The sequence below is a fragment of the Clostridium sp. HBUAS56010 genome (genome assembly GCF_007115105.1).
In the GTDB taxonomy this organism is placed as follows: Bacteria; Bacillota; Clostridia; order Lachnospirales; family Lachnospiraceae; genus Lacrimispora.
Window position 1 is genome coordinate 1 of sequence record NZ_SULJ01000030.1, and the last position, 6108, is coordinate 6108.

Sequence of the window (6108 nt, forward strand, 5' to 3'; positions counted from 1 at the left end):
AGTGTCGAAAGATTTTTATAAGAAGGCAAAGGATAGCATGTTGGTGCTACCTGAAGCAAAATAATTATTAAGCAAAGGGTTATTTTATCGTGAAAAGCGAGGAGGATATATGACAGTATCAGATGAAAGCGTATTAAAAGAGCTAGAAAGAATTTCAAACATTTTGCAATTGGCATACAAGGAATCTACTGATTATAAGTGTGACTCATATTTGAGTCAAGCCATTGGAAAATTGGGAGCTTTGCTAAATATATTAAAGGCAAATAAATAGTAGGGGGGATAAATCTATTAAAATAATATTTTTAGATATTGATGGTGTTCTGAATTGTTATGAGTCTAAATCGAGATGCGGTGGATTTATCGGTATAGATAATTCTAAAGTAAAATATTTATCTGAAATAGTAAAGGCAACTGACGCAAAAATAGTTTTATGTTCATCTTGGAAATCAGACTGGGAACGATTCAATAAATCAGAGCAAGGTCAACCAGGAAATTATCTTGATAAAAAGCTGAAAAAGGAAAGGCTTTATATCTTAGATAAGACAAACGATAATGGAGAGAATCGTGGTGAGGGAATTCATAACTGGATTCAAGAACATGGCAATATCGAATCATGGATAGTTCTTGACGATGAAATATTTCCTGATTATGAAAAGTTTAATATTATACCACATTTGGTTAAAACGAATTTCTATGCCATACAAGGTGGATTGCTATATAAGCATGTGGATCAAGCTATAAAACTGTTAAATGAAGTACAAGGAAAGGGCTCTTATGAATAAAACAGTATGCGACATATGTGGAAACGACTGTTCGGGAACCGAATATTCAGTACCAATGTATACCGGATATTATGGCATGAACAGGGGAATTAGAGTGTACAATTCTGAATGCGTTGAAACGACAAAGGTTAATCTCTGCGAGGACTGTAAGTCATTGATAGCGGCTACGATTAGGCAAATGAAGAATCGCAGAAAATGAGATTTCTATTTCAAAATGAAAGGAGTATTTATTGAAAATATTTTTTGATACTGAATTTACAGGATTACATAAAGGAACCACCCTTATAAGCATAGGGTTAGTGACTGAAAACAATAAACAGTTCTATGCTGAACTAATAGATTATGATGAAAAGCAATGTGATACATGGATTAGAGATAATGTAATTGCTCATTTATACAAAACGGATTGGCATAAAAGAGAATCTATATATGTTCCCAATTATCACCTTGGAGCCAAACAGGAGATAGGTAAGGTATTAGAGAATTGGTTTTCCCAATTTAGCAGTGTGGAGCTGGTTTCTGACGTTTGTCATTATGATATGGTTTTGCTGATTGATTTATTTTCCAATGCCTGGGGTTTACCAAAACAAATATGTCCAGGTTGCTACGATATTAACCAAGATATTGCAAAGAAATATAATATCACTTTAAAAGAAGCCTTTGATAAATCAAGAGAAGAAATATTACATGACCATTACCGTGAAAATAAAGTAATTGGCGACAAACACAATGCCTTATATGATGCGAAGGTGATTAGAGAGATATATCAGATTGTAAATAATGTTGATTTTGACAAGAGATAGACAACAACGAAAGGATTAAAAGTGTAAACGATATTTAATGGTAACAACAGTAAACGAATTAATCTCTGAATTACAGAGAATCAAGGAAAATGGGCATGGAAATACATGGATTCTATGTGGCAGCAATGTAACTGATAACAATGACAGAGTAATTGACAATATTATAAGAAAGCCTATCGGATTTGATGAGGGAAACAGTTTCTATTATGTATTATGTGGTAGAGAGTCCGGTAAAGGCTGCATGAAATTCAATCGTGAGAAATCACGTTGATATAGATATTACATATTTGAATGGAGGAATCATTTATTTGAAAATTATTAAAAGAGATGGTAGTGAGGTTGAGTTTGACAAGGGTAAGATTAAGAAAGCAATCTTGAAAGCTTTTATTGATGTCGATGGTGAAGAAAGTCCTTATGCAAAAGAAAAGGCAAGGGATATTGCTAATTACGTCGAATCTTTAAATAATGAAATGTCGGTTGAAGATATTCAAGATATTGTTGAAGAGAAACTAATGTCCAGCAGCCGAAAAGATGTGGCGAGAGCATATATTCAATACCGACACGACAGAAGCGTTGAGAGAATCCGAAATAGTCAAATGATGAATGAAATTGCCGAAAAAATATCTGCACAAAACATTAAAAAACAAAATGCTAACGTTGATGAAGAATCATTTGGTGGGAGAATGGGAGAAGCTAATAGTGTATTAATGAAAAATTTGGCTTTAGAATCTGTTATTTCAGACATGGCAAAAAACAATCACTTAAACAATGAAATTTATATTCATGACCTTGACCATTATGCCGTAGGAGATCACAACTGTCTTAGTATTCCATTTGATAAACTGTTGACCAATGGTTTCAACACAAGACAAACAGATGTTAGACCGGCTCAATCAGTAAGTACAGCTTTTCAATTAATCGCAGTCATTTTTCAGTTACAGTCTTTGCAGCAGTTCGGTGGAGTTTCGGCTACACACCTAGATTGGACTATGGTTCCATATGTGAGAAAGAGTTTTTACAAACATTTTAAAGATGGGTTGAAGTACATATTCGAACCGGTTAATCCTCTGTATCAAGAATGGATTGATGCGTTGACAGACGAAAGACCTATTAACAAATATCCTGATTGTAAACCATTGACTTACAAATATGCCATTGAACAAACTGAGAAGGAAATTAATCAAGCAGTTGAAGGAATGTACCATAATCTCAACACTCTTCAGAGCCGGTCAGGCAATCAACTTCCTTTCACCTCGGTTAATTATGGAACGTGCACAGAGCCAGAGGGACGTATGATTACAAAAGCCTTGCTTGAAACATCAATTAAAGGAATCGGCAAATTACATAAAACGTCTATTTTCCCATGTGGTATTTTTCAGTGTATGAGTGGAGTAAATAGAAAGCCAGAAGACCCAAATTATGATTTGTTCAGACTAGCATTGCGCTCAACGGCTCAAAGATTATATCCGAACTATGCAAACGTTGATTGGAGCGGGAATGAAGGATATGACAGAAATGACCCTAGAACATATTTTAGCACCATGGGCTGCCGCACAGCAAACGGGTTTGATGTTAATGGATTTGGTCAATTAAAGGATGGAAGAGGAAACATTTGCCCCACAACAATTATCATGCCTACATTAGCAATGGAATCTCAAAATGTAGATGATTTTATGCAATTACTCGATAATAAAATTCACGAAGCCAAAGATATGTTGATTGAGAGATTTAATTGGATTTGTAGTCAAGATTCAGCGTCAGCAAAATTTATGTATGAGAATGGAGTTATGGAAGGATTCGTTCCAGAAGAGGGGATTAGAAGTGCTTTAAAGCACGGAACATTGGCAATCGGACAGATTGGGTTAGCAGAAACCCTTCAAATATTGATTGGTTGTGATCATACGACTAAAAAGGGTTTGGAACTTGCTAAAAATATTGAATCATTATTCAAAATGAGATGTGCTGAATTTAAAGAAGAGTATAAATTAAATTTTGGAGTTTATTATACCCCAGCAGAAAATTTATGTTTTACATCTATGGGCAAATTTAAAGCTAAATATGGGATTATTGAAAATGTATCCGATAAGGACTTTTTTACAAACAGCATTCACGTTCCAGTATGGAAAGAAATGAGTCCATTTGAAAAAATAGACATTGAGTCTCAGCTTACGGGGTATAGCTCAGCAGGTTGTATAACTTATGTTGAATTAGATGGAAGTGTAAAAAATAACCTTGAAGCCCTTGAGACAATTGTGAATTATGCAATGGATAAAGATATCCCATATTTTGCAGTTAATGTTCCCAATGATATGTGTACTAATTGTGGATATACAGACGATATTGGGAATGAATGCCCCATGTGTGGATGTAATGAAATACGTAGACTGAGAAGAGTAACCGGATATTTGACTGGTGATTACAAGACTGCTTTCAATAGTGGTAAACAACAAGAAGTTGAAATGAGAGTAAAACACCAATAATACGGAGAGAAATTATCTCTCCAAATATACAGGAGGATTGTTATAAGAATATTAAGCGATGAAACTCGTTTAAAACGAGCAGAAACATTTCGCAAACATCGTTATGAAAGAGCAGAAAAAGAAATCGGCAATACATATTGGAAACTCACGGCAATGAGTATCAATTATAACGAAACCGAAGCTCATAATAAAGATGGAATGCGGTATGGAGTGTATTTTGATTTTAAATGCGAATGTGGAAAAATTATAACTCGTAGATTCAATTCCGTCAAGAGCGGACGCATTAAGTCTTGCGGGTGCTCAAAATTTAATAATCCTAATATTATGGAAGACTTAACTGGCAAAAAGTTTGGAAGATTAACTGTAATTTCAAGAGATATTGAAAGAGATAAACAAGATATATTATTAGGAAGAAAAAGGGGAAATGTTCACTGGTTATGTAAATGTGACTGTGGCAATCAAACGATAAGTAGCGTAACGGGATATCAGCTAAAATCTGGACACACTCAGTCTTGTGGTTGTTATGCAAGTGAACAAATTGCAAAAAGAAATAAAAAGTATTCTACGAAGATTAACGAAATAATTGAAACTGAAAATGGAATTGCTCTTCTTGATGACAGTGGTAACAGATGTTTAGTAGATAAAGCCGATTATGATATAGTGAAGAGATGGTATTGGAGAAAACTAGATAAACGTGGAGATGTTTCAAAGGGATACTGGGTCACAAACGTAAAAGATGATGATAAATATAAAACTTCGATTCTTATGATTCATCAAGTAATAGCACAAATAAAATACGGGAATTATGACCATGGAACAATGCTACCAGATCACCTATCAAGAGATACGGACGATAACAGAAAATGTAATATATTGCTTAAAAGCAATAAAGATAATTGTAAGAATAGAGGAATTAGTAAAGCAAACACGTCAGGGAAAACCGGAGTTAGTTTTAATAAAGATAAAGGTATGTGGACGGCATATATTACAGTAAATTACAAAACAATATTTTTAGGAGATTATGTCAATCTCAATGAAGCAATTAACGTAAGAAAAGAAGCGGAAAAGAAGTATGGATTTACATGTGATGATGTTGTAGCAGAATATGACAGCTCTGTTCGATTGGCTACATACGTTAATCAGAAAGGTATATAAATGAAAACCACAAGTGAATGTAGTAAATGTAAGCATTGTGAAATTGATGAGTCTGACAAGAAGAAATGGATTATCACTTGCAAACTAATAGATAAGAAATATGTATATGGGCAGATGATTCCATGTGACGAAAAGATTGAAAAATAAGGAGAAATGAATGACAGTAAAAGATAATGAAATTTTGTGGGCAAAGGTGAAACCAGACGCAACTATTCCAACTAAGAGAGATGAAGATGCAGGATATGATATTTATCCATGCTTTGAGGAGGATTGTATTATCATTCCACCCCATGAGACAAAACTGATTTCTACTGGTATTGCTAGTGCTTTTTCAAAGGATTATGTCGCAGTCCTTAAAGAGCGTGGCTCAACCGGCACAAAAGGAATTGCACAGAGAAGTGGAATAATTGATAGCGGCTTCAGAAATGAATGGCTTGTGCCAATTACAAATACTTCAGAACGAGGTTTAATAATCACCGATTTGTCTATAAAGGAATTAATCTCAAAATACGGGAAAACAAGTGATTTTGGATGGACATATATAGATGATTGTATTTATCTTGATTGTGGAGGTGACAAGGATTTTGGTAGCGATGATCTACCAATAATTTATCCGTATTCAAAAGCAATTTGTCAGGCTTTAATCCTACCAATTCCGAAGATAAATACAAGAGAAGTATCTTATGAGGAATTGCAAACTGTGTCTAGCGAACGTGGACTCGGAATGTTGGGTAGCAGCAACAAATAACTTAATCAAAGTAATCATCAACAATCTCATCTACGGTTGCAAACGTAGGTTTTACATAGATTAGAAAATAACAACTAGGATACCGGTATCCTTCAAACATACAGATGGAGGATTAATGAATAAAAAAATTATTACTGTAG

General features: G+C 34.3%; 6 protein-coding genes. All 6 read left to right on the forward strand.

Features of this window, described 5'->3' with window-relative positions; all coding sequences use genetic code 11:
• The first annotated feature begins 109 nt into the window (after nucleotides 1-109).
• The 6 genes from FAY33_RS19720 (at nucleotide 110) to FAY33_RS18870 (ending at nucleotide 5968) form a co-directional block, all read left to right on the forward strand.
• Nucleotides 110-271, forward strand: a complete 162-nt coding sequence (locus FAY33_RS19720) for a hypothetical protein (RefSeq protein WP_185967723.1) — start codon at nucleotides 110-112, stop codon at nucleotides 269-271.
• 741 nt (nucleotides 272-1012) lie between these two features.
• Nucleotides 1013-1585, forward strand: a complete 573-nt coding sequence (locus tag FAY33_RS18850) for a 3'-5' exoribonuclease (RefSeq protein ID WP_143322983.1) — start codon at nucleotides 1013-1015, stop codon at nucleotides 1583-1585.
• 37 nt (nucleotides 1586-1622) lie between these two features.
• Complete coding sequence (locus tag FAY33_RS18855) at nucleotides 1623-1856, forward strand: hypothetical protein (protein ID WP_143322985.1); 234 nt, start codon at nucleotides 1623-1625, stop codon at nucleotides 1854-1856.
• 37 nt (nucleotides 1857-1893) lie between these two features.
• On the forward strand, nucleotides 1894-4065 hold the full coding sequence (gene nrdD / locus FAY33_RS18860; protein ID WP_143322988.1) for an anaerobic ribonucleoside-triphosphate reductase: 2172 nt from the start codon (nucleotides 1894-1896) through the stop codon (nucleotides 4063-4065).
• A gap of 153 nt (nucleotides 4066-4218) precedes the next feature.
• Nucleotides 4219-5220: an AP2 domain-containing protein gene (locus FAY33_RS18865; protein WP_143322991.1), complete on the forward strand. Its 1002-nt coding sequence runs from the start codon at nucleotides 4219-4221 to the stop codon at nucleotides 5218-5220.
• Between the two features lie 157 nt (nucleotides 5221-5377).
• On the forward strand, nucleotides 5378-5968 hold the full coding sequence (locus tag FAY33_RS18870; RefSeq protein ID WP_143322993.1) for a dUTP pyrophosphatase: 591 nt from the start codon (nucleotides 5378-5380) through the stop codon (nucleotides 5966-5968).
• The last annotated feature ends 140 nt before the right edge of the window (nucleotides 5969-6108 follow it).